Here is a 22,911-nt window from a genome sequence, read left to right on the forward strand (position 1 = left end):
ATCCGGCTGAAGTAGTCATCGATGATTGGTCTACCCCGACGCGGCCGCAAGGTCGTCCCCCAGCGGACACCCGGCGAACTGGACGCGATGGCCGCTGCCGGTTCGCTGGTGGCGGCCGCGCTGAAAGCGGTTCGTGAAGCCGCCGCGCCCGGGGTGTCCACTCTCGAGCTCGACCAGATCGCCGAGTCCGTCATCCGCGATGGTGGCGGCATCCCGTCGTTCCTGGGCTATCACGGCTTCCCGGCGACCATCTGCGCGTCGGTCAACGACCGCGTGGTGCACGGCATTCCGACCGCCGACGAGGTGCTCGTCAGCGGTGACCTGGTCTCGATCGATTGCGGCGCCATCCTGGACAACTGGCACGGCGACTCGGCCGTGACGTTCGGTGTCGGCCCGCTGATCGACGCCGACCAGAAGCTGTCCGACGCCACCCGTGAGTCCATGGAGGCCGGCATCGCCGCCATGGTCCCCGGTAACCGGCTGACCGACGTCTCGCATGCCATCGAGCGGGGGACCCACGCGGCGTCCGCCCGCTACGACCGCAAGTTCGGCATCGTCGCAGGCTACGGCGGGCACGGCATCGGTCAAGAGATGCACATGGACCCGTTCCTGCCGAACGAGGGATCACCTGGCCGGGGCCCGTTCCTCGAGCCCGGCTCGGTGCTGGCCATCGAGCCGATGCTGACGCTGGGCACCTCGAAGACTGTCATTCTCGAAGACGAATGGACAGTCGTCACCAAGGACGGCTCGCGTGCCGCACACTGGGAACACACCGTTGCTGTCACCGAGGACGGACCCCGAATCTTGACGCTGCTTCGCGACTGATCCGGTGAACCGGATCGCCCCTGATCTCGTGTCAATGACGGAGGTTGGTGCATGAGCGATCCGGAGGCCGCCATGATGCGGGTGCTTTACGACGAGCACGCAGGCGCCCTTTGGCGCTATGCCCTGCGTCTGACACAGGACTCGGCGCGTGCCGAGGACGTGGTGCAGGAGACGTTGCTGCGGGCGTGGCGCCACCCCGATGTCGTATCCGACGCCAACCAGTCCCCGCGGGCCTGGCTCTACACCGTCGCCCGCAACCTCATCATCGATGAGCAGCGCAGCGCTCGGCGCCGGCACGAGACGACGTCGTCGGAGGTGGTGGAGGCAGAGGACCGGACGGACCCGGCCGCCACCGACGAGGCGGACACCGCACTGGATCGGATGCTGCTCGGGGGTGCCCTGAGCCAGCTCTCCGTCGACCATCGCGCCGTGATCGAGCGCGCGTACTACCGGCAGTTGAGCGTCGCGCAGATTGCGGCGGAGCTTCAGATCGCCGAGGGCACAGTGAAATCGAGACTGCATTACGCGGTCCGGGCGCTGCGCCTGAATCTGCAGGAAATGGGGGTGACTCGGTGAGCATGCACATTGTCGAGTCCATCGGACCCTTTGACGGCGACCGGTACGCAACCTGGGACGCCGCCTACGTGCTGGGTTCGCTGTCGAGTGCGGAACGCCGCGAGTACGAAGCGCATCTGCAGACCTGCTCCCGGTGCCGGGACGCGGTCGGTGAGCTGAGCGGCATGCCGGCCCTGCTGGGCCTGCTGGATTTGGCGGACGTGCAGGAGATCGGTGCCGAGCAGCCGGAACCGCCGTTGCGGCCCGAGGTGCTCGATTCGGTACTGGCCAAGGTGCGGTGGCGCCGGCGCCGGACCCGCTGGGTGACGACGGCGGTGGCCGGCCTGGCCGCGGCGGTGCTGGCAGTCGGTGCGGTGGCGGTCGTCCGGCCCGACTTCTTCGGCGGTGGCCAGAGCCAGGAGCAGGTGGCGCAGCTGCCCATGCAGCACGTGGCACCCACTCCGTTCAACGCCACCATCGCGCTGAGCAGCTTCGGCTGGGGTACGCGGATCGACATGGCCTGCAGCTACGGCGACTGGTCCAGCGGACCCGCCGCTCCTCCGACCAACCTGGGTATGGTCGTGGTGGGCCGCGACGGCAGCCGTAACCAGATCGCCACGTGGTTCGGCATGTCTGGTGCCACCGCGTTGCCGAGTGGTAACACGCCGATGCAGGTTTCGGAAATTGCTGCGGTACAACTGGTTTCCGCCGACAACGGCAAGGTGCTGCTGGAGCGCAATCTCTAGATTTTTTCGGTGGCGTTGAACCATTCGCCCATCCGCCTCGTGTCTGTGGTTAGACGAGCGGAAGCAGGTGGCAGATGGTCGGCAGGCATCGGGTGGTGGACCACATCATCACGCAACTTGCGGCGTCCGGCATCGAGTATTTCTTCGGAGTCGACGGGGCCAATATCGAGGACCTGTTCGACGCGGCGTTCCTGTCCGACGACATCACCGCGATTCTGGCCAAGCACGAGTTCTCCGCGGCCACCATGGCCGACGGCTACAGCCGGGCGGTGTCCCGGATCGGTGTGGTGGCCGCGACGTCCGGCGGCGGATCACTGAACCTCGTTGCGGGACTGGGTGAATCGCTGGCCAGCCGGGTGCCGGTACTGGCCCTGGTGGGGCAGGCGCCGACCGGTATGGACGGCCGTGGCAGCTTTCAGGACACCAGTGGACGTTCCGGATCGCTGGACGCGGTGGCGTTGTTCTCGGCGGTGTCGGTGTACTGCCGTCGCGTGACGGAACCGCAGGACATCGTGCCGGCGCTGGCGGAGGCGCTGACCGCGGCGGCCGGTGGCGGCCCGGCGGTACTGCTGCTGCCGAAGGACGTCCAGCAGGCGATGATCGATGTGGTCAATCCGGTTGCTGCTGTGCAGGATTCGTTGCTGGCTGACCCGGGTCCCATCGCCGAGGTGCTGCGCCGGGCGCTGGGGCCGGTCACGATCATCGCCGGCGAGCAGGTGGCCCGCGACGACGCCCGCCGTGAGCTCGAGGAATTGCGCTCGGTGCTGCGGGCCTGGGTCGCCACGGTGCCCGACGGCAAGGACGTCAGCGGCTCACCCGGGCTGGGACAGTCGTCGTGGCTGGGCGTCACCGGCGTGATGGGCCATCCGCGGGTCGTCGACGCGATCTCCCGCAGCGCGGTGTGCCTGGTGATCGGGACGCGCCTGGCGGTGACGGCGCGCGCCGGCCTCGACAGCGCGCTGGCCGGGGTGCAGACGGTCTCGCTCGGCGCGGAACGTCCGTATGTGCCGAGCACGCACGTGAATTCGACCAACCTGCGGGCATCGCTGACGGCGCTGACCCGATCGTTGACCGGCACCGGCCGGCCCCACGGGCTACGGGTCCTCGACCCGCTGCCGCACACCGAACTTCAGCCACCACCGCACGACGGCCCCGGCATCCGGTACCGCGACACCGTCGCCCTGCTCGACGAACTGCTGCCCGACGGCGCCGACATCGTCGTCGACGCCGGCAACACCGGTGCCTCGACGGTGCACGGGCTGCCGGTGCGCCGGGCCGGCCGCTTCGTGGTGGCGCTCGGCATGGGCGGCATGGGGTACAGCTTCGGCGCCGGCATCGGCATGTGCTTCGCCCGCGCGAAAACCGCTGGGCCGCAGTACCGGACCGTGGTGGTGGCCGGCGACGGCTCGTTCTTCATGCACGGCATGGAGCTGCACACGGCGTTGGAGTACCGGCTCCCGATCACCTTCGTGTTGTTCAACAACAACGCCCACGCCATGTGCGTCACCCGCGAGCAGTTGTTCTACGGCGACCGCTACAGCTACAACCGCTTCACCCCGGCCCGGCTGGGCGCCGGCCTGGCCGCGATGTTCCCCGGCCTGCACGCGACGGACGTCACCGAGCTGCCGCAGCTGGCCGGTGCGCTGAGCGAAGCGCTCGGCCGGCACGGGCCATCGGTCGTCAGCGTCGAATGCTCCGCCGACGAAATCCCCACGTTCGCACCATTTCTCGAGACCGCCACACAACAGACGCAGAAAGAGAGCTCCCAGCATGTCGCTGCCCGCGCTTGAAGACATCGCCCTACCCATCGACGGCGTGACCCGCATCGAGAACGCGCCGCGGGAGAAGGCCACGCCCATCATCATGGAGATGATGCGGTCGGTATACCCGCACGACGTCGTCTTCGGTGACTACTGCACCGTCAACGACTACATCGACTGCCCGCCGGAGGAACTGTTCGAGTATCTGGCGGACACCCGCAGCCTCGAGGAGTGGACCTACAGTCTGCGCGGATTCACCGAGACCGAGGAACCGGGCCTCTGGCTGGCCTACGACCGGCTGGGCTCGGAGACCGAAATCTACACGCGCACAGTGGCGAACCGCGAGGCGATGACCGTCGACTACCACTGCGCCTGGGACCAGGGCCGGCACCTCTGGATGATCTACCTGATGCGCGTCGTCGACGCCCAGGTCGTGCTCAACAAGCCGGGTTCGGTGGTGCTGTGGACCAACTGCCACCACCCGTTCTACGACAACAACCCCTACCCGGAGACCGCGCCCGCACAGCGACCCGTGTGGGTCGGGGACTTCTGGGACATGTTCGGGGCGGGCCACCGCCTGGAACTGGACAACCTCAAGGCGATTGCCGAATACCGGCACCGCAACGGTCTGCCGATCACCCCGGCCTGGATGAAGTGAGTCACGCATGAGCCAACCAGTTGTGAGCCTGCTCGACGTTTCGACCTATCTTCCGGGCGAGCCGATCAGCGCCGACTACTACGCGCAGTTCGCCGATTCCGACGACCTGCGGGACAACCTGATGTTCCGGGCGCCGAAGTTCCGCCACCACGTGGCACCCGACGAGACGGCCATCGACATGGTCGAACGCGCGGCGGCGGGCCTCGTCGACCGGCACGGCTCCGACGCCCTCGCCGACGTCGACATCCTGATCACCCACACCCAGTTGCCCGACATGCCGTTCTACGGCGGCGGTGGCGGTATGGCCAATCGGCTTGGCATGAAGCCGAACTGGGTGATCGACCTGCACAACGGCGGGTGCGCGGCCTTCATCCTGGGCCTCAAGCTGGCCAAGCAGTTGATCGCCTCCGGGGAGGGGCGTACCGCGTTGGTGGCGGTGGCGCAGAACGCGGCGGGCCAGGTCTTCGACCAGGTCACCATCCGGCCCAAGGCGCAGGCGTCGGTACCCGGTGATGGTGCCGCGGTGGGACTCGTTGCAGCCTCTGATGTTTCGCCGATTCTCGACGTCGAATGCCGCACCTACGGCGAATACGCCGGTGACATGACGATGTCGGTCGACCCGCCGCGCAAATGGTGGCAGGCCGGGCCCGGCGAGGGCTGCATCGGCTTCACCGAGAGCAAGATCACCAAGGTGCTGGCCCGGGGCAATCGTCAGGTGCCCGAGGTGGCGTACGCGGTGTGCGACCGGATCGGTCTGGCGCCCAAGGACATCGGCCTGCTGGTCACCAATCAGCCGAACCGCGTGTTCCTGCGGAACTGGCGCGAGGCCCTGGAACTGCCAGAGTCCAAGCACCGCGACACGTTCGACGAGTGCGGCAACCTGTTCGCCGCCGGCGTGCCCGTCAACCTGGACCGGGCGATCACCGACGGACAGGTCGGCGAGGGTGACGTCGTGATGATGGCGGCCTTCGCGCACGCCGGTGACTTCGCCGGTGCGGCCGCCGTGCGCTGGGGCGGACAGCGATGACGCCCACGTGCGCGTTGGCCGATGCGGTCGGTTCGCTACCCGCCGCGGACGACCCGCTGGCGTTGGCGCTCAACGAGAATCCGTTCCCGCCACTGCCTGCGGTGCGGGCCGCGCTCACCGCGTCGATCGGTGTGGTGAACCGGTATCCGGAGTTCCTGCCGCAGCGGCTGCGGTCGCTGATCGCCGGGCACGTCGGCGTCGACGACGACCAGGTGCTCGTCGGTGCGGGCGCCACGGGCGTCATCCTGCAGGTGCTGCAGGCCGTCACGCACCCCGGCGATGTGCTGGTGACGGCGTCACCGACCTTCGACGGCTACCCGATCTTCGCGCAGATGGCGCGACTGCGGTCGGTGACCGTGCCGCTGGACCGGCACGGTCACCACGACCTCGACGCCATGGCGGCGGCCGCGGCGCGAGCACGCGTGGTGGTGATCTGCCGTCCGCACAACCCGACCGGGACGGTCGAGTCGGCCGCCGACCTGTACCGGTTCCTGGACCGGGTGCCGTCGGGCACCGTCGTCCTGCTGGACGAGGCGTACGTCGAATTCCTGGCCCCCGAGCTGTGCCTGGACATCCCGTCGCTCGTGGTGCGGTATCCCAATCTGGTTGTGGTGCGCACCTTTTCGAAGGCCTACGGACTGGCCGGCCTGCGCATCGGCTACGGCGTGTGTGCGCCGTCGCTCGCCCGCGACCTGTGGGGTATGCAGCTGCCGTTCGGGATCGGGATCACCGGCCTGGTGGCCGTCGCCGCGTCCTACGATGCGGAAGATCAACTGCGGCAACGTATCCGGATGATCGCCTCGGAAGGGGCGTTTCTACGGGCGCGGCTGCGCTCGATGGGTGTGTACTGCACCGACAGTCACGCCAACTTCGTCTATCTGCCGAGCGGGGCGCGGGCCTGGGAGTTCGGCGACGACGGCCCGCGGGTGCGCAGCTACGCCGACGGCGGCGTCCGCATCACCGTCGGGGACCGCAGGTCGTCGCGCGCGGTGCTGGCGGCCATCCGTAAGGCGGTGGACGGGACGGGCGTCGGGGCCTGACTGCATCGGCCGAGGGGTCCGGTGCGGTATGAATGAGCGGTGAGCAGCGACCCCATCGCCCGGGCCCGGGCCAACTGGGAGCGGGCCGGCTGGGGCGACGTCGCCGACGGCATGGTCGCGGTGACGTCGGTGATGCGGGCCCACCAGATTCTGCTGGCGCGCGTGGAGACTGCGCTGCGGCCCTATGACCTGAGCTTTTCCCGCTACGAACTGCTGCGGCTGCTGGCGTTCAGCGGTAGTGGCGCGCTGCCGATCACCAAGGCGTCCGACCGGCTGCAGGTGCACGTCACGAGCGTCACCCATGCCATCCGGCGGCTCGAGGCCGACGGTCTCGTCGAGCGGGTGCCGCACCCCACCGACGGGCGGACCACCCTGGTGCGGCTGACCGAGGTGGGCCGCTCGACGGTCGAGGACGCCACGGTGACCCTCAACAAGGAGGTGTTCGCCGACGTCGGGATGTCCGATGAACAGTCCGCGGCGCTGGTCGATGCGATCGAGACCCTGCGCCGCACCGCCGGCGACTTCTGACCGGCTCAGCGCCGCAGCGGATTCCGCGATTCGATCAGGGGCCGCAGCGATTCGGCGAACATCGGTTTGGCGAAGTAGTAGCCCTGGCCGATGTCGCACCCGTACGCCGAGAGCTGCTCGGCGGTCGCGGCGTCTTCGACTCCTTCGGCGACGCTCGTGATGTTCAGGGCGTGGGTCAGATTGATCACCGATCGAACGATGGCGGCGGCGCGGGGATTGTGCGTCATCGGCAGCACGAACTCCCGGTCGAGTTTGAGTTCATCGACCGGCAGGTCGCGCAGGTAACTCATGGTCGAGTAGCCGGACCCGAAGTCGTCGATCGACACCCGCAGTCCCGACTTCCGGAGCCGATCGATCACCACCTCCGTCCGGCTCATGTTCGACAGCAGCATCTGCTCGGTGATCTCGACAGTGAGGGCGCTCGGCGGCAGTGAGTGCTGGGCGAGGATGGCCCCGATCCGATCGGCCAGATCGACGTCGGTCAGCGACGGCGCGAAGAGGTTGATGGCGACCGGCACATTGCGATATCCCGACCCGAACCAGGTCGAGGCGTCCAGGACCGCTTGCTTGAGCACCGTGTCGGTGACCGAGCCGATCAGGCCGTTGCGCCGGATCAACGGCAGAAACTCGGACGGGGTCAGCAGGCCGAGCTCGGGATGGGGCCAGCGGAGCAACGCCTCCACACCGACGATCTCGCCGGTGGCGAGCAGCACTTTTGGCTGATACACCAACTTCAACTCGGAGTCGCCGATGGCACGGCGCAGTTGCCCGAGCAGTTGCACACCGGCTTGGGCGGGCGGCTGGATCCGCCCGCTGTCGCTCCACCGCTGCGGCAGGTCCAGCGGCGAGACCTGGCGCATGTCCGCGGAGAAGGTCTGTACGCCGCCGATGCCGGTCCGCTTGGCGGCGTACAGCGCGATGTCGGCCTGCTGCATCAGATCGTCAGCGGTGACGTCTGGTTCGTCGGCGGGGGTGATCGCCAACCCGACACTCGGGTGGATGAAGACCTTCTCGCTGTTGAGCGAGAACGGTGCGTCGAACGCCTCGATGATCCGCTCGGCGATGGTGGTGGCCGCATTCGGTGCCGACCGGATGAGAACGGCGAATTCGTCGCCGCCGAGCCGGGCCACGGTGTGCTCGGCCGGCACCGTGTTCTTGAGCCGACTCGCGACGTCGATCAACAGCTCGTCACCGCTCGGGTGCCCGAGGTTGTCGTTCACCATCTTGAAGTCGTCGAGGTCGAGTGCGAGCACGGCGATCGGAACCCGGTCGTCTCCACGTGACTGGATGGCCGCATCGAGGTGGTCGTTGAACATCAGCCGGTTGCCCAGCCCCGTCAACGGATCGCGCCGGGTCTGGTCGGCAAGGTCGAACAACAGCCGCCGATTCTGAATCAGCACGATCAGCTGCCGGACCAGTGCCGTCATCACGAGCACCGACGCGGCGACCAGTACCGGCTTGTCGTTGGTCACCGGCCAGAGGTCGATGAGCCCGACGACCACTGCGGCCACCATCGGCGAATAGGGGAGCCAGAGCAATGGATCGGACAGGGCCTGCCGTTTCCGCCCCGTCGCCGACGGCGGTTTGCGCGCATCGATCAGCCCGCCGGCGCTGAACAGCACCAAGCCCGCGGCCCAGCCGACGACAGCCACCGGACTGGTCGAATTCGATTGGGCCAGAACGTATATCCAGATGCTGTCGGCCACTGCGACGACGATCAGCCCCGTGCACACCAGGACGATGGCCTGGCGTTTGCCCGGTACCGTCGAACTGACCGTCAACACCGCCACCGTGATCATGACGACGTCCGAGATCGGGAACGCGACCGACACCGCGGTCGCCAGCCAGCTGGAATGCGTGGATGCGAACAGGTCTTCCAGGATCAGCACCCAGCACACGAGGAACAGCGCGGAGGCGACGATGACGCCGTCCAGCACGGGGCGCAGTGCCGACATGCGGTCGGGCCGCACCTTCCCGGCGGACGCGACCACCACAGAGCAGGGCAGCAGCAGGAACGCGGCATCGGCCACCGACGGAAACGCGGGCGGCGAACCGAGCACGGCGTGGTGATAGAGCAGGATCAGGTTGCCGGCGACCCAGCCCGCCATGCCGATCGCGAGTGCCAGCCAGGCGCGCTGTCGCCGGCCTCGGTTGGCCCGGTAGGCGGCCACCGCGGCGAGGCAGGCAAGGCTGCTGAAGACCGTCAGCCCGGTGTCGTTGGTGAGACGTGCCGCCAACGTGCCATGGTCACCGAAGATCACCAGATAGGCGAATACAGCGAAGATGACTGCAGCAGCGCCGATGACCGTATTTGTGTTGCCTGTGCGCACCTACACCCCCATGTCAACCACGATGGTTCGGTATTTTTCGGGCGTTGTCAAAATTTGCCAAATCAGCCGCGAGATACATGACGGATGATTTCTAGCAACCGTCAGGCCATTGTCATCAAGTCGTCGATGGCAGCGGGATGGTGGCGGTGACGATGGTGCCCGAGCCGGGCCGGGACCGGATATTTAGCCGGCCGCCGACGATCTCGGCGCGCTCGGCCATCGACAACAACCCGTAGCCACCCGTCTCGTCGGCGCCCAGCGGGCGCTCGAACGTGTCGAAACCGGTGCCGTTGTCGATGATCTCGAGCCGGGCGTGCTCCGCGTCGGCGGTGAACTTCAGCAGCGCATTGCTTGCGTGGGCGTGCTTCACGACGTTCTGCAGGCACTCCTGCGCGATGCGGTACAGCGCCAGCTCGATGTGGTCGGGCAAGCGGACGTCGGTCAGCTCCACGTCGACGTCGAGCTGACCGATGGAGCGCGCGAGGCTGGCCAGCCCGCCGGCCAGCCCCAGATCGTCGAGGACCGGCGGGCGCAGGTTCCCGATGGCGGCGCGGGCCTCGCCGAGCGTCAGGTCCACCAGCTCCCGGGCCAGCGTCAGCTGCTCGGCCGCGACGGCGGTGTCGGTCCCGACCGCCCGGCTCGCGGCATCGAGCCGGTACGACAGCGTCACCAGCCGTTGCGAGATGCCGTCGTGGATGTCGCCGGCCAGCCGGCGGCGCTCGATCTCCTGGGCCTCGATGACCTGCTCGACGAAGTTCTCATGGGCACGTTCACGGGCGACGAGCTGGCGGTGCAGCCGGGCCTGGTGCATGGCCCCGGCGATGAGCCGGCCGATGACCAGCAGCAGCTCAACGTCGCGGGCGGTGAATTCCCGGCGCTCGACGGTGTGCACGTTGAGCACGCCGACCAGCCCGCCCGGGTCGGTCTCCATCGGCACCGACACCATGGACGCGAAGTCACTGCCGCGCAGCGATTCGAACGGCCGGTAGCGCGGGTCGGATTCCTTGTCGTGGCTGATCACGACGGGCTCGCGGTTGCTGGCCACCCACCCGGAAACGCCCTCGCCCAGCGGCAGCCGGATTTTGCCGACCTCCTGGTCGAACGGCGGGGTGGCGCCCGTCAATGTCAGCGAGCGTTCGGTGTCGTCGAGCACGTGGACGAAGCAGACGTCGGTGCCGGTGGCCGCGGTGATCATCCGGGCGGCCGCCGCGGCCAGCGGCTCGACGCCGGGTCCGCTCGATGCGGCCTGGATCAGCTCGCGCAGCAGGGCCAGCTCGCGGTCGGCGGTCAGCACCTCATTGCGCGGCGTCATCGGTAGATGCCCTCCCGCAGCGCGGTGGCCACGGCGCCGGCCCGGTCACTGACGTCGAGCTTGCGGTAGATGGACCGCAGGTGACTCTTGACGGTCTCCTCGCCGATCACCAGCCGGGTCGCGATACCGCGGTTGGACAGTCCGTCGACGACGAATGACAGGATTTCGCTCTCGCGCTGCGTGAGGCCCTGCCGGGCGCCGGGCCAGAACTCGTCGCGCTGCATGCGGGCGGCGGTATCGGCGGCCCGGGCGGCCATGCTCGGGTCGATGGCCGTCGCCCCGCCGTGCACCAACTCGAGCTGACGGACCAGGTCGTCGCTGCTGATGCTCTTGAGCAGATAGCCCGCCGCCCCGACCCGCAGCGCCTGATAGAGGTACTGCTCGTCGTCGTACACCGACAGCATGACCACCTTGCGGTCCGGGGCACGTTCGCGCAGTTCACGGCACAGGTCCAGGCCGCTGGCGCCCTGCATCCGCACGTCGCACAGCACGATGTCGGGCTGCAGCTCGTCGACCACCGCGGCCGCACGTTCGGCCCCGACGGCCTGGCCGACCACCCGCACCCGGTCGCTGAACGCGGCCAGCATGGCCTTGAGCCCCTCGATGACCATTTCGTGGTCGTCGACCAGGATCAGCCGTACCGGCGCAGCGGCGCCGGCTTCGGGCTCGCTCGTCATGCGCGATGCGCCTCCGGCTTCTCGCTGGTGGTCATACGCGATGCGCCTTCGGCTTCTCGCTGGTGCTCATGGCATCACCTTAGAGCGGCGATTCCGCGCTGGTCGGGAGGACCGGCTGTGGACCATCGGGAATGTTCATCCCGAATCTCGCCCGTCTAATCCCCCGTTGGGGGGAGGCCCCGCACATGTGACGTGGGACACCCTTGTACTCATGTCGGTGAGTTGTGTGGAGCGCACGTTCTGGTGGGATGTGGCGCGCCCGGCCCATGCCGTGATCGACCCGCTGCGTGCGGTGATCTTCGACCTGGACGGTGCGCTGGCCGATGTCGAGCGCGACGCTCATCGCGTGGCGTTCAACGCCGCCTTCGCTGAACACGGACTGGACATCTCCTGGTCGGTGGCCGAATACGGCCGGCTGGTCCGCATCGCCGACGAACAGCGCCGCGTCGCCTCGGCATTGCGCCGGCGCGGATACGGGCGGGTCAGCAACGAGATCGCGGCCCACGTGTACCGCACCAAGACCGACCTGTTCGAGACGTCGGTCCTCGACGGTGACGTGAGCCCGCGCGACGGCCTCGACGACCTGGCGGCCGGATTGTTCGGCGCCGGGGTGGCGGTGGCTGTGGTCAGCACCGGCAGCCGGTCGTGGGTGGAGCCGCTGGTCCGTCAGCTCCTCGGTGACGGCATTGCCGAGACCATCGTGACGCCCGACGATCTGCCGCGGCCCAGTCGGGAACCGGATCTGCACGGCCACGCCCTGTGGGAGTTGGGGCTGGGACCGGAGAGCGCGCTGGCGGTGGCGGGTGGTGTCCGTGGTTTCCGCGCGGCGCGCGCCGCCAAACTGGCGACGCTGGTGGTCACCACCGGCTACTCCGCCGGCCACGAATTCCCCGGGGCGGTCCAGGTGCGCGCGGAGTACGACGGCCTGCTGGCCGCCGGGTGCGAGCGCCTACACAAGAACTGGTGGTCAGCCCAGGGCTGACCACCAGTTCTTCACAGCTTTTCAATTGTCGAGGCGGGGCGCCGAGCCCCGCCTCTTTCAACGGCTCAGAACCACGGAAGGCTGATCTTCGGCAGGCCGATCTTCGGGAAGATCCGCGGGTGCGGCGGGAAGCCGATCTGCGGGTGCGGGATGTCCGACATGTCCGGCAGGCCGACCTTCGGGGCCTTCGGCAGACCGATCTCCGGGTGGGGCAGGTCCTCAGGCTTGGGCAGCTTGGGGGCTGCCAGCTTGGTGAAGTCCGGCATCTCCGGCAGACCGGCGGACGGGAGCTTCGGCAGACCGATGCCGGGCAGCTTCGGTGCGGCCAGCGCGCCGAGCGAGCCGATGGCCGGTGCGCCGATGGCCGGCAGGCCGCCGAGGCTGGGGGCAGCCACGGCCGGTGCCGCGAGTGCCGGAGCCGCGATCGCCGGGGCGGCGGCCGCCGAAGAGACCTTGGCGATGTCGCCGACGGCGGACAGGGTGCCGAACGTGGCGGCGGTCGCAGCCGGAGCTGCGGCAGCGGCGACCGGCGTCCCCAGCGTCGCGCCTGCGGGCACGGCGGCTGCGGCACCGTTCAAGAGCAGCGCCCCGAGGCCGGTGACCAGACCGCCGAGACCGGCGTCGAGCACCAGGCTGGGCAGGCTCAGGCCGGGCAGACCGAGGGACAGCGGCACCGCGACGGTGGCCTCCGGCGGCTGCATGCTCGACAGGTTGATCGGCGGGAAGCCACCCAGGCTCCAGTCGTCACCCCAGTCGAGGCCGTTGTCGTTGTTGCGCGCCGTCTTGCCGGTGTGGCCGGCGGTCGAGCTCGAGGTCGAGTTGGAGACGGTCTTGCTGCCGGCCGTACCCACGTCACTCGACGGCGTCGTGGCAGATTCGTTGTTCTTGCTGGCCTGCTGCGTCTGTGTCGGCTGTGCCGGGTCGGTGCCCGGGTTGCTCGGGCTCGACGGACCGGGCGATGCGAAGGCGACGCCCGCCCCGAAAAACGCCACAGCAATCGCGGTAGCCGAGGCGGTGGCCCCCTTGGCGGAATATTTGAAAGTCATGCGGCGCGAATCCTCCCTGTGCGACCCACGCATCCTATGCCCTAATGCGCGCGATGTCACAGTTAACTAACGAATACCACTGTGACGTGCGGTGATGGTGATGCGACCTCATTGACGCAGGAGATTGATTACCGCGCTGAAGTCGAGATCGGCATGCTCGGCGGCAAACTTTGCGTAGATGTCCGCGGCGTGGCTGCCGAGGGGTGCCGACGACCCCGTCGAGCGCACCGCAGCCATCGCCAGACCGAGGTCCTTGTTCATCAGGGCGGTGGCGAAACCGGGCTGGAATCCGTTGTTGGCCGGGGAGCTGGGGACCGGTCCGGGGACGGGACAGTTCACCTGCACGGCCCAGCAGTTGCCGGTGGCGCCGGTGATCACGTCGAACAGCGACTGCTTGTCCAGGCCGAGGTGCTCGGCGAGCACGAACGCCTCACCGATCGCGATCTGCTGGACGGCGAGCACCATGTTGTTGCACACCTTGGCGGCCTGGCCGGCGCCCGAGTCGCCGCAGTGGATGATCTTGCCGGCCATCGGCTCGAGCACCGCGCGTCCGCGTTCGAAGGCCTCGGGCTCGCCGCCGACCATGAACGCCAGCGTGCCGGCCGTCGCGCCCTTCACGCCGCCCGACACCGGGGCATCCAGCTGCGCGAAGCCGTGCTCGCCGGCCAGGCGGTGCACCTCGCGGGCGTCGTCGACCGAGATGGTGGACGAATCGATGAACAGCGCGCCGGGGGCCGCGGCGGGCAGGACGTCGGCGTAGCAGCTCTTCACCAGGTCGCCGTTGGGCAGCATGGTGATGACGACGTCGGCGCCGGCCACCGCCTCGGGGCCGCTGTCGAAGGTCGTCGCGCCGTGGTCGCGCGCTGCCTGCGCCGCGGCCGGGACGGGGTCGAAGCCGTGCACGGTGTGCCCGGCCGCGATGAGGTTCGCCGCCATCGGGCCGCCCATGTGGCCCAGGCCCAGGAATGCAATCGTCGCCATCAGTCTGTCCTCCCTAGTTCTCCGCGATTTGTGCACGATTTCTCGCGCTCACCGCGGATTTTCGTGCACAAATCGCTCAATTACGTGCGGCAGCCGAAGCTGCCCGGCCGATGACCACGCGCATGATCTCGTTCGTCCCCTCCAGGATGCGGTGCACCCGGAGGTCGCGGACGATCTTTTCCAGCCCGTACTCGCGCAGGTAGCCGTAGCCGCCGTGCAACTGCAGCGCCTGATCGGCCACCGTGTAGCAGGCCTCGGTGACATGGAGCTTGGCCATGGCGCACAGTTCGACCTTGCGCGGATTGTTGGTGTCGAGCGCGGTTGCCGCCCGCCACAACATGTTTCGCGAGGTCTCGAGCGAGGTGGCCATCTCGGCGAGGGTGAACCGGATGGTCGGCTCGTCGATCAGTGCCCCGCCGAACGCCTCGCGCGAGGCCAGGTAGCCCAGCGCCTTGTCGTAGGCGGCCTGCGCGCCGCCCAGGGAGCAGGCGGCGATGTTGATGCGGCCACCGTTGAGGCCGTTCATCGCGATGGAGAAGCCGGTGCCCTCGCCGTCCGAGCCGCCGAGCATGGCCTCGGCGGGCACCCGCACGCCTTCCAGGATCACCTGGGCGGTGGGCTGGGCATGCCAGCCCATCTTCTCCTCGTTGGCGCCGAAACTCAGTCCCGGCGTGTCCTTTTCGACGATGAAGGCCGAGATGCCGCGTGGTCCGTCGGCCCCGGTGCGGGCCATCACGACGTAGACGTCCGAGACGCCCGCGCCCGAGATGAACTGCTTGACGCCGTCGAGCACGTAGTGGTCGCCATCACGAACGGCCTTGGTGCGCAAGGCCGCGGCGTCGCTGCCGGCACCCGGCTCGGTGAGGCAGTAACTGGCGATGGCCTCCATCGAAGCCAGCTTCGGCAGCCAGGTCTTGCGCTGCTCCGGCGTGCCGTAGCTGTCCACCATCCACGCGCACATGTTGTGGATCGACAGGAACGCCGCGATCGTCGGATCGGCGGTGGCCAGCTGTTCGAAGATGCGCACGCCGTCCAGCCGGCGGAGCCCACTGCCGCCCACGTCGTCGTTGCAGTAGATGGCCGCCATGCCCAGCTCGGCCGCTTCCCGCAGGACGTCGGTGGGGAAGTGGTCATCGGCATCCCACGCCAAAGCATTTGGGGCCAGCCGTTTTTCGGCGAACGCGGCCGCTGTTTCGGCGATCACGCGTTCGTCGTCGTCCAGTCCGAAAAGGTCGATGCTCAACGCCGGCCCTTACTTGAAGGTCGGGATCGAGAACTCGGCCCCGTCCTTGATGCCCGACGGCCAGCGCTCGGTGACGGTCTTGACCTTGGTGTAGAACTGGATCGATGCCGTGCCGTACTGGTTGAGGTCGCCGAAGCCGGACCGCTTCCAGCCGCCAAAGCTGTGGTAGGACACCGGAACTGGGATCGGCACGTTGACGCCGACCATGCCGACCTGCACGCGCGAGACGAAATCCCGGGCGGTGTCGCCGTCGCGGGTGAACACCGCGACGCCGTTGCCGTACTCGTGCTCCGACGGCAGGCGCAGGGCCTCCTCGTAGTCGTGGGCGCGGACGATCACCAGGACCGGGCCGAAGATCTCGTCGGTGTAGATCGACATGTCGGGGGTGACGTGGTCGAACAGGGTGGGGCCGAGGAAGAAGCCACCGGACAGGTCGGCATCGTCGAATGTGAGGTCGTCGCTGGCGCGTTCGCGGCCGTCGACCACGAGCTCGGCACCGGCGTCGACGCCCTGGGCGATGTAGCCCCGCACCCGCTCGAGGGCCGCACCGGTGACCAGTGGGCCGTAGTCGGCCTTCGGGTCCAGGCTGTGCCCGACGCGCAGCTGGTTGACGCGCTCGACGAGCTTGTTGCGCAAGCGATTTGCGGTCTCTTCGCCGACCGGGACGGCGACGCTGATCGCCATGCACCGCTCGCCGGCGCTGCCGTAGCCGGCGCCGATCAGTGCGTCGACGGCCTGGTCCAGGTCGGCGTCGGGCATCACGACCATGTGGTTCTTGGCACCGCCGAAGCACTGCGCGCGCTTGCCGTTGGCGGCGGCGTTCGAGTAGATGTACTGCGCGATGTCGGTGCTGCCGACGAAGCCGACGGCCTTGATGTCCGGGTGCTGCAGGATGGCGTCGACGGCCTCCTTGTCGCCGTTGACCACCTGCAGGACACCGGCCGGCAGGCCCGCCTCGATGAACAGCTCGGCGAGGCGCAGCGGCACCGAGGGGTCGCGCTCGGACGGCTTGATGATGATGGCGTTGCCGCAGGCCAGCGCGGGCCCGGCCTTCCACAGCGGGATCATGGCGGGGAAGTTGAACGGCGTGATGCCGGCGACGACGCCGAGCGGCTGGCGCATCGAGTAGACGTCGATGCCGGCGCCGGCGCCTTCGGTGAACTCACCCTTCATCAGGTGCGGGATGCCGACGGCGAACTCGATGACCTCGACGCCGCGCTGGATGTCGCCGAGGGAGTCCTCGAAGGTCTTGCCGTGTTCCAGCGAGAGCAGGCGGGCCAACTCGTCCTTGTTCTGGTTCACCAGGTCGATGAACTTCATCAGCACACGCGACCGGCGCTGCGGGTTCCACGACGCCCATTCCCGTTGCGCGACAACGGCACCCGCCACGGCGGCGTCGACGTCGGAGGCTGACGCCAGGAGCACCTGGGCCTGGGTCTGGCCGGTGCTGGGGTTGAGCACGTCGGCCGTGCGGGTCGATTCGCCGGTGGTGCGCCGGCCGTTGATGAAATGCGGAATCTGGGTGGTCATGACATCCGTCCAAGGTGTGCAGAGTTCGGGTTCTCGGCTCGAGGCGAGATACTTGCATATCCTAGTAATTCGGAACCGGTGTTGGCAAGGGGTTTGCTGACGGGGTTCCGCGTGCGGTTGCCGACGCGGTTGCTCAGCAGGATTTCGGAAATGCCGGACTTCTTTGCCGATGCGTAGACCAAACTCGGAAAAACTTGTCAGGATTGATACGGCGAGATGCTCCTACATACAGGCGAGGCCATCCGGGCCGAGCCGAGGAAAGGCGGAGCACAATGGCTACCAAGCTGAAAAAGTTCGTTGCTGGAATTGCTGCTGCGGCGGCGGTCCCGGTAGCTCTGGCAGGCGCGGGCACCGCGCACGCGAACCCCTTGGGCGTGAATCCGGTGCCGCACTACGGCGGCATCTGGATCGGCTGGAGCGGTGGCAGCGGAGGCACCTGGTGCACCTACACCTCCGACTGGTTCACCACGAGGGCCTACCAGAACTCCGCCGGCGAGGCGGGCTTCTTCGTCCCGGGCATTCCGCTGAACCGGTTCTGGGACATCAACGTCAACTGCGACAACGGCGACACCGGCTCCTACCCGGCCTACTACTACTGATGATCAGGGGAGAACCCTGCCGATGAGCGCGCTTATCGATTGGGACGAAGCACCCGACGAGGAACTTGCCCGCGCGGCCGCCTCGGGCGACCGCGCGGCATTCGCCGCGATCTACGACCGCTACGCGGACCGGCTCAACGACTTCGTCGTGCGCATGGTCCGTGACAGTGACGCCGCTGCCGACTGTGTGCACGAGGCGTTCTGCACCGCGGCGACCGGGCTGTCGAAACTGCGTCAGCCCGAGAAGCTGCGCCCGTGGTTGTACGCGGTGTCGCGCTCGCAGGCCCTGCGGCACATTCAGCGCCGCAAGCTCGAACAACCGGCTGACGACGAATACCTCGACAGTGCATCGGCCGAGGCCGGTCCAGATGCGCTCGCCGAGCGGGACGACCTGGCCCAATTGATCCGGGAGGCCTGCGGCGGTCTCTCGGACCGCGACCGTGAGGTCATCGAACTGAGCTACCGCCACGGCCTCGACGGACCGGAACTCGGCAAGGCTCTCGGCGTCAGCCCGGCGACCGCCAACACCCTGACGCATCGGGCGCGGGAGATGGTCGGCCGCTCGCTCGGTGCGCTGCTGGTGGCCCGGCAGACGCGCCAGGATCCGGCGCGCTGCCCGGAGCTGGCCGCGGTGCTCGATGGTTGGGACGGCACGATGACGGTGCTGATGCGTAAACGCATCGCCCGGCACATCGAATCGTGCCCTGAATGTGAATCCGAACGGCGCCGCCGGGTGAGTCCGGCCGCGCTGCTCGGCGCCATGCCCTTCATCCCGGCCCCGAGGGAACTCCGGGATACGACGCTGGCCGACATCCAGTTGGTCTGCCGGACAACCGATTTGGTCGACGGCGCCGATACGGGGACCGGCGCGGGTGCCGTAACCCCGCAGGCGGAGGACCGGCGCCGCCGGCTCGTCCTGCCGATCAGCCTGGCTGCCGGCGCGCTGGTACTGCTGGTGGCAGGCCTGGTCTGGACGTTGGCCGGGCCGGGCCGCCACGGCCGCGAACCGGTCGACAGCGGCATCACGGCTCCGCTGGAAACGCCTGCGACGACGCCGCTTTCCGCTCCGCCGAGCACGCCGCGCAGCGCGCCGCCGCCGTCGAGCGAGCCGGGGACGCAGGTGCCCGGAGTCTCGACCAAATCTTTCCCGCCGGTGGTGGCACCGAGTCAGCAGCCGCAGCAGGAATTGCCGGCCGCCGAACCGATGCCGGCACCGCACCCGGCGCCGCCGGATCGCACGGCCAGCCGGCCCGGACCGGTGACGCGGCCGCCGATGTCGGTTGCGCCGCCCTCGTTCGAGGCGCCGCCTGCTCCCACCGGTGATCCGGGTTCCGGTGGCCGGAGATAGACCTGCTGCGCGCAGAGTCGTTGACCCTGACGTGAGGGCGTAGGCCACTCGAACAACTGCGCCCTGAGTGCAGGGTCAGCGTGGTTGCGTCGCGCAGAGTCGTTGATCCTGTCGTGACGGCGTAGGCCACTCGAACAATCGCGCCGTCAATACAGGGTCAACGCGAAAATGCCCGCCGCGGTGGGGGATACCACCGTGGCGGGCGTTTGCGTCTACCGGACGTCAGCCGGCATCCAGGGGCAGATTCGGGTTGATCGGCGGGGTCTTGCCGGGGCTCGGAATGGCGAGCGGGCCCTTCAATACCGGGCCATCGGGCTTGGGAGCGGGTGCCGGCTCCTTCGGCGGTGCGGCCGGCGGCGCCGGCAGGTTGATGACGATCGGCGGGAACGTGGGCAGTGGTTGCGCGGGCGGTTCCGGGATCGCCTCTGGTGCGGGAGCCGGTGGCACGACCTCGGGGGCGGGAACGGCCGCCGGCGCCGCGGTGACGACGACGGGTGCTGCCGGTCGCTGGGGCGCGGCCGCCGGCACGTGGTCGGGAATCACCGGCGCCGCCGGCGCCGCCTGCGGGGCAGAGGGCGCGGGCAGCGCCGCCGGCGGCTGCACCAGAACGGCCGGCGCGGCCGCGGGCACGGCAGTCGAACCACCGGCCGGTGCCACCGAGGTGCCGGCGTCGAGTGAACTGATCGCGGTGAAGGCCACGGCGGCCGACGCCACGATGACGCTGGCCGCGCCGCCCAAGGCAAGTGCGACGCGGCGCCGGGCCCAGCGGCCGTCGTCGGTGCCGACGGCGACGGTGACGTCGTCCTCCGGTGCATCGGGCAGGGCGAGTTGGTCGCTGTACGCGAGCCGGGGGAAGGTCACCGAACGCGGGCCGGCGGCTACGGCGTCGGCAGCGATGGTGTTGTCGGTGTCGGGGTTCCACGGGGTGGGTGAATGGTTGCTCATGCTGGTATGAGCACTGCCGGCAGCAGAGTCTGACAAGTTTTTCGCGGCGATTCGGAATCTTCCGAAAAAAGTGTCCCCGGTGTCCGGGGGTCGCGCTCCTACCTATGACAGAGCCCGCACGGGGCGCCTGCGACACCAACCAAGGAGCACGAAATGAGCAACAACAACCCTGCCAAGCGGCAGTCCCTCGCGAAGCGGGCCGCCGCGGCCGCGCTGCTGTCCGGCAGCATGGCCCTGGCCGGCATGGGCCTGACGGCGGGCACCGCCCAAGCCCAGCCGTCCATCCCCGCACCACAGACCTGGGGCCACGACTACTGCTCGTGGGCCTGGTGGGACTGGGAGCACTGCCACTACTACTGGCACTGGTACGACTGGGACTGGAAGCACTCCGATCACAAGAAGCACTGACTGGCCGTGATGGCACACCGCCCACGCGGATTCGAGACGCAGCCGGGTCTGGTGTTGAACCGGGTCCGGTCTGCTCTCGTTCTCCTCATTGAAGCCAACGCCGATGCTCGTTAATTCGGCAAACCACCTCGCCTTCGCCGGATTAGCATCAGTGCATACCGGCGATCGATCCGGTACGGGAGCCCGTCTCATGACCGCAGTGCCAGATTGGGACATTGTCAGCGACGCCGACTTGGTCGGCGCCGCCCTCTCCGGAGACCGCATGGCATTTGCCGGTATTTATGACCGCTATGCCGACCGGCTCCACGACTTTTGCGTCGGCATGGTCCGGGACCGCGATGCTGCCGCGGACTGCGTCCAGGACGTGTTCTGCACTGCCGCAACAGCTTTGGACAAGCTACGGGAACCCGACAAGCTGCGTCCCTGGCTGTACGCGATCGCCCGGAACGAGGCGTTGCGCCGCATCCGGCAGCGGCGCCGCGAAGAACCGTCAGAAGAACTGCCCGACGAGGCGTCCGGGGACGCCGGACCCGACACCCTGGCGGCCCGCAACGAACTGGCCAAACTGGTCGCCGAGGCCGCCGGCGGATTGTCCGACCGGGACCGCGCGGTGCTGGAGCTGGGCTATCGCCACGGACTGGAGGGGCCCGAACTCGCCGAGGCCCTCGGCGTAAGTACCGCCAGTGCCAAGAAGATCATGCAGCGGTTGCGCGACACCATGGAGCGCTCGCTGGGCGCGCTGCTCGTCGCCCGCCGCGGGCAGAGTGGCAACAGCTGTGGAGAGCTGGGCGCGATCCTCGCCGGGTGGGACGGGACCTTCACCATCCTGATGCGCAAGCGGATCGCCCGGCACATCGAAAGCTGCCCGATGTGCGATCAGGACCGGCGCCGCATGGTCAACCCGGTCGCGCTGCTCGGCGGCACACCGCTGTTCATCCCTGCGCCGACCTGGTTGCGGGACCGCACGCTGAATCGGATTCAGCTGACGTCGGCCTCCACCGATCTCGGCAGCGCACCCACCGAAGCACAGACGGCGCTGCCGGATGCGCCGACCGAACAGTTCGCCGCGGCCGACGTCCTCGACGCGGAACCTGCCGCCACGTCGCCCAACGGCCGCGTGATGCTGACGATGTCGCTGCTGATCGGCATTCCGCTGATCGTGCTGGCGCTGACCATCGCCTGGCGGTACGAAACCAACGCGCCCGTCGCCCCGAAAGGCGTCACCACCTCTGTCACCGCGCCGCCCAGCACCACGCCCGAAAACCCGGTGACCACCACCGCCGCGCCTCCGCCGCCGCCCAGCCCGACCGCTGTCGTCACCGCTCCGCCCGAGCCGACGACGGCCGCGCCGCCCCGGGCGGTGCCGCCGCCACAGCAGTCGCCGGTGCCGGTACCGCTACCGCCGGCCGCGCCCGTCGTCACACCTCAGCCGTCGCCGCGACCGTTGCCGCCGCACCGCCCGCGGCCACCCGTGGTCTCGGAACAGCCGTCGCCCAGTCAGGCGCCGCCCGTCATCACCGAACCGCTTCCGTCGCCGACCCCGACGACACCGTCCGGCACACCCAAGCCGCCCCGGCCGCGGCCGCTGCCCCCGATCGACGTCGGCCCCATCGAGCCGGCACCGGTGACGACGACGCAGCCGCCGGTCATCTACTAGCCGATTCCGAACTGCGAAGAAGCAACCCGCCAAAAGTTGTCCCGCCGTGGGTGCCGCGCGACTCCTACCTGTGAGAGCCGCCCATCCGGGACAGCAAGAACGACACAGGAGCACGCCATGTCCACTGCCATGACCGCCACAATGCCGAACCTGGAGTACTCGTCTGACCCGGCCAGCGGAACCCTCCATGGGATGCCGACGATGCCGTTCGGAGCGCTGGCCTGGTCACTGACCGAACCGGAAGAAGCCGAAGAACCTTTGGCGCCGAACCTGATTCCCGCCGCACCGCTCGCCGCGACGCGGACACCCAGAACCCTGCGGGTCGCGCTCGTCGCGATGGTGTTCGGCGGGGTCACCGTCGCCGCCGCGGTCGGTGCGATTCTGCTCGGCGGCAACGACGAACCGTCGACACCCCTGGCCGTCGTCGACCACACCCGGTCAACTCCGTATGTCGCCCCGGCTCCGGCTCCAGCCCCGATGCCGACCGCCAACCATGTGGCGACTCGGGCACCGGCGCCGGTCCCCAGTGTGGTCAGCGCGCCCGTCGTCGTCCCGCCGAAGGCCATCGCGCCTGCGCAGCCGGTGGTCGTGCCGCCTGCCGCCGAGACCCCGAAGCCGACGCACGGGCCGCACTGGAACTGGCCGCGCCGCATCTGGCAGCACCACGACAAGCAGGACGGCCCGCAGGATGGTCAAGGCCAAAAGCGCTGAGCG

22 protein-coding genes are annotated in these 22,911 nt (G+C 68.7%); 14 read left to right on the forward strand and 8 right to left on the reverse strand.

Annotated elements, in window-relative coordinates:
- Positions 1–21: 21 nt before the first annotated feature.
- The 8 genes from map (at position 22) to BR47_RS0112940 (ending at position 7,139) form a co-directional block, all read left to right on the forward strand.
- A complete protein-coding gene (gene map, locus BR47_RS0112905; RefSeq protein ID WP_029105218.1) occupies positions 22–825 on the forward strand; it encodes a type I methionyl aminopeptidase in 804 nt (267 codons plus the stop codon).
- A gap of 51 nt (positions 826–876) precedes the next feature.
- Positions 877–1,401, forward strand: coding sequence for a sigma-70 family RNA polymerase sigma factor (locus BR47_RS0112910; protein ID WP_020101439.1), 525 nt, complete (start codon positions 877–879; stop codon positions 1,399–1,401).
- A gap of 2 nt (positions 1,402–1,403) precedes the next feature.
- Positions 1,404–2,126, forward strand: coding sequence for a zf-HC2 domain-containing protein (locus BR47_RS0112915; protein WP_090562701.1), 723 nt, complete (start codon positions 1,404–1,406; stop codon positions 2,124–2,126).
- Positions 2,127–2,200: 74 nt separating this feature from the next.
- Positions 2,201–3,916 carry a thiamine pyrophosphate-binding protein gene (locus tag BR47_RS0112920; RefSeq protein ID WP_029119760.1) on the forward strand — a complete coding sequence of 572 codons (1,716 nt, stop codon included), beginning with the start codon at positions 2,201–2,203 and terminating at the stop codon, positions 3,914–3,916.
- Entirely contained in the window at positions 3,897–4,544 is a 648-nt protein-coding gene (locus BR47_RS0112925; RefSeq protein WP_020101442.1) for a DUF8713 domain-containing protein, read from the forward strand. The genes BR47_RS0112920 and BR47_RS0112925 overlap by 20 nt, the downstream gene beginning before the upstream one ends.
- A gap of 7 nt (positions 4,545–4,551) precedes the next feature.
- Complete coding sequence (locus BR47_RS0112930; RefSeq protein WP_036427217.1) at positions 4,552–5,571, forward strand: 3-oxoacyl-ACP synthase III family protein; 1,020 nt, start codon at positions 4,552–4,554, stop codon at positions 5,569–5,571.
- The gene (locus tag BR47_RS0112935; RefSeq protein ID WP_020101444.1) at positions 5,568–6,611 is read left to right on the forward strand and encodes a pyridoxal phosphate-dependent aminotransferase; all 1,044 of its coding nucleotides are present in this window, start codon (positions 5,568–5,570) and stop codon (positions 6,609–6,611) included. The genes BR47_RS0112930 and BR47_RS0112935 overlap by 4 nt, the downstream gene beginning before the upstream one ends.
- A gap of 39 nt (positions 6,612–6,650) precedes the next feature.
- The gene (locus tag BR47_RS0112940) at positions 6,651–7,139 is read left to right on the forward strand and encodes a MarR family winged helix-turn-helix transcriptional regulator (RefSeq protein WP_020101445.1); all 489 of its coding nucleotides are present in this window, start codon (positions 6,651–6,653) and stop codon (positions 7,137–7,139) included.
- Positions 7,140–7,144: 5 nt separating this feature from the next.
- Here the strand turns inward: BR47_RS0112940 and BR47_RS0112945 are convergent, their stop codons facing one another.
- The 3 genes from BR47_RS0112945 to BR47_RS0112955 form a co-directional block, all read right to left on the reverse strand.
- Complete coding sequence (locus BR47_RS0112945; protein WP_029119762.1) at positions 7,145–9,469, reverse strand: putative bifunctional diguanylate cyclase/phosphodiesterase; 2,325 nt, start codon at positions 9,467–9,469, stop codon at positions 7,145–7,147.
- 115 nt (positions 9,470–9,584) lie between these two features.
- The gene (locus BR47_RS0112950; RefSeq protein WP_029119763.1) at positions 9,585–10,781 is read right to left on the reverse strand and encodes a GAF domain-containing sensor histidine kinase; all 1,197 of its coding nucleotides are present in this window, start codon (positions 10,779–10,781) and stop codon (positions 9,585–9,587) included.
- Positions 10,778–11,458, reverse strand: coding sequence for a response regulator (locus BR47_RS0112955; RefSeq protein ID WP_036427219.1), 681 nt, complete (start codon positions 11,456–11,458; stop codon positions 10,778–10,780). Before BR47_RS0112955 ends, BR47_RS0112950 begins: the two co-directional genes overlap by 4 nt.
- A 211-nt stretch (positions 11,459–11,669) precedes the next feature.
- Between BR47_RS0112955 and BR47_RS0112960 the strand changes: the two genes are divergently transcribed.
- Positions 11,670–12,440: an HAD family hydrolase gene (locus BR47_RS0112960; RefSeq protein WP_029119764.1), complete on the forward strand. Its 771-nt coding sequence runs from the start codon at positions 11,670–11,672 to the stop codon at positions 12,438–12,440.
- 65 nt (positions 12,441–12,505) lie between these two features.
- On the opposite strand, the gene BR47_RS0112965 is transcribed toward BR47_RS0112960, so the two are convergent.
- The 4 genes from BR47_RS0112965 to BR47_RS0112980 form a co-directional block, all read right to left on the reverse strand.
- Positions 12,506–13,486 carry a hypothetical protein gene (locus BR47_RS0112965; protein ID WP_141772229.1) on the reverse strand — a complete coding sequence of 327 codons (981 nt, stop codon included), beginning with the start codon at positions 13,484–13,486 and terminating at the stop codon, positions 12,506–12,508.
- Between the two features lie 108 nt (positions 13,487–13,594).
- Positions 13,595–14,467 carry a 3-hydroxyisobutyrate dehydrogenase gene (mmsB, locus tag BR47_RS0112970; protein WP_020101450.1) on the reverse strand — a complete coding sequence of 291 codons (873 nt, stop codon included), beginning with the start codon at positions 14,465–14,467 and terminating at the stop codon, positions 13,595–13,597.
- 76 nt (positions 14,468–14,543) lie between these two features.
- Positions 14,544–15,704, reverse strand: a complete 1,161-nt coding sequence (locus BR47_RS0112975) for an acyl-CoA dehydrogenase family protein (RefSeq protein WP_029105224.1) — start codon at positions 15,702–15,704, stop codon at positions 14,544–14,546.
- A 15-nt stretch (positions 15,705–15,719) separates the two neighbouring features.
- The gene (locus tag BR47_RS0112980; protein WP_029119766.1) at positions 15,720–17,240 is read right to left on the reverse strand and encodes a CoA-acylating methylmalonate-semialdehyde dehydrogenase; all 1,521 of its coding nucleotides are present in this window, start codon (positions 17,238–17,240) and stop codon (positions 15,720–15,722) included.
- Positions 17,241–17,512: 272 nt separating this feature from the next.
- Between BR47_RS0112980 and BR47_RS0112985 the strand changes: the two genes are divergently transcribed.
- Positions 17,513–17,839 (forward strand): hypothetical protein, encoded by a 327-nt coding sequence (locus BR47_RS0112985; RefSeq protein ID WP_141772230.1) that lies wholly within the window; start codon positions 17,513–17,515, stop codon positions 17,837–17,839.
- A 22-nt stretch (positions 17,840–17,861) separates the two neighbouring features.
- On the forward strand, positions 17,862–19,187 hold the full coding sequence (locus BR47_RS32600) for an RNA polymerase sigma factor (RefSeq protein ID WP_081831284.1): 1,326 nt from the start codon (positions 17,862–17,864) through the stop codon (positions 19,185–19,187).
- Positions 19,188–19,409: 222 nt separating this feature from the next.
- On the opposite strand, the gene BR47_RS32085 is transcribed toward BR47_RS32600, so the two are convergent.
- A complete protein-coding gene (locus tag BR47_RS32085; protein ID WP_029119767.1) occupies positions 19,410–20,132 on the reverse strand; it encodes a hypothetical protein in 723 nt (240 codons plus the stop codon).
- 153 nt (positions 20,133–20,285) lie between these two features.
- Here BR47_RS32085 and BR47_RS0113000 point away from each other — a divergent pair, with 153 nt between their 5' ends.
- From BR47_RS0113000 to BR47_RS0113010, 3 genes are all read left to right on the forward strand, one after another.
- Complete coding sequence (locus tag BR47_RS0113000) at positions 20,286–20,540, forward strand: hypothetical protein (RefSeq protein WP_029119768.1); 255 nt, start codon at positions 20,286–20,288, stop codon at positions 20,538–20,540.
- 190 nt (positions 20,541–20,730) lie between these two features.
- Positions 20,731–22,197 carry an RNA polymerase sigma factor gene (locus BR47_RS33510; protein ID WP_036427221.1) on the forward strand — a complete coding sequence of 489 codons (1,467 nt, stop codon included), beginning with the start codon at positions 20,731–20,733 and terminating at the stop codon, positions 22,195–22,197.
- Positions 22,198–22,314: 117 nt separating this feature from the next.
- Positions 22,315–22,908 (forward strand): hypothetical protein, encoded by a 594-nt coding sequence (locus tag BR47_RS0113010; protein WP_141772231.1) that lies wholly within the window; start codon positions 22,315–22,317, stop codon positions 22,906–22,908.
- The last annotated feature ends 3 nt before the right edge of the window (positions 22,909–22,911 follow it).

Source organism: Mycobacterium sp. UNC410CL29Cvi84 (assembly GCF_000686745.1).
Lineage (GTDB): Bacteria > Actinomycetota > Actinomycetes > Mycobacteriales > Mycobacteriaceae > Mycobacterium > Mycobacterium mucogenicum_B.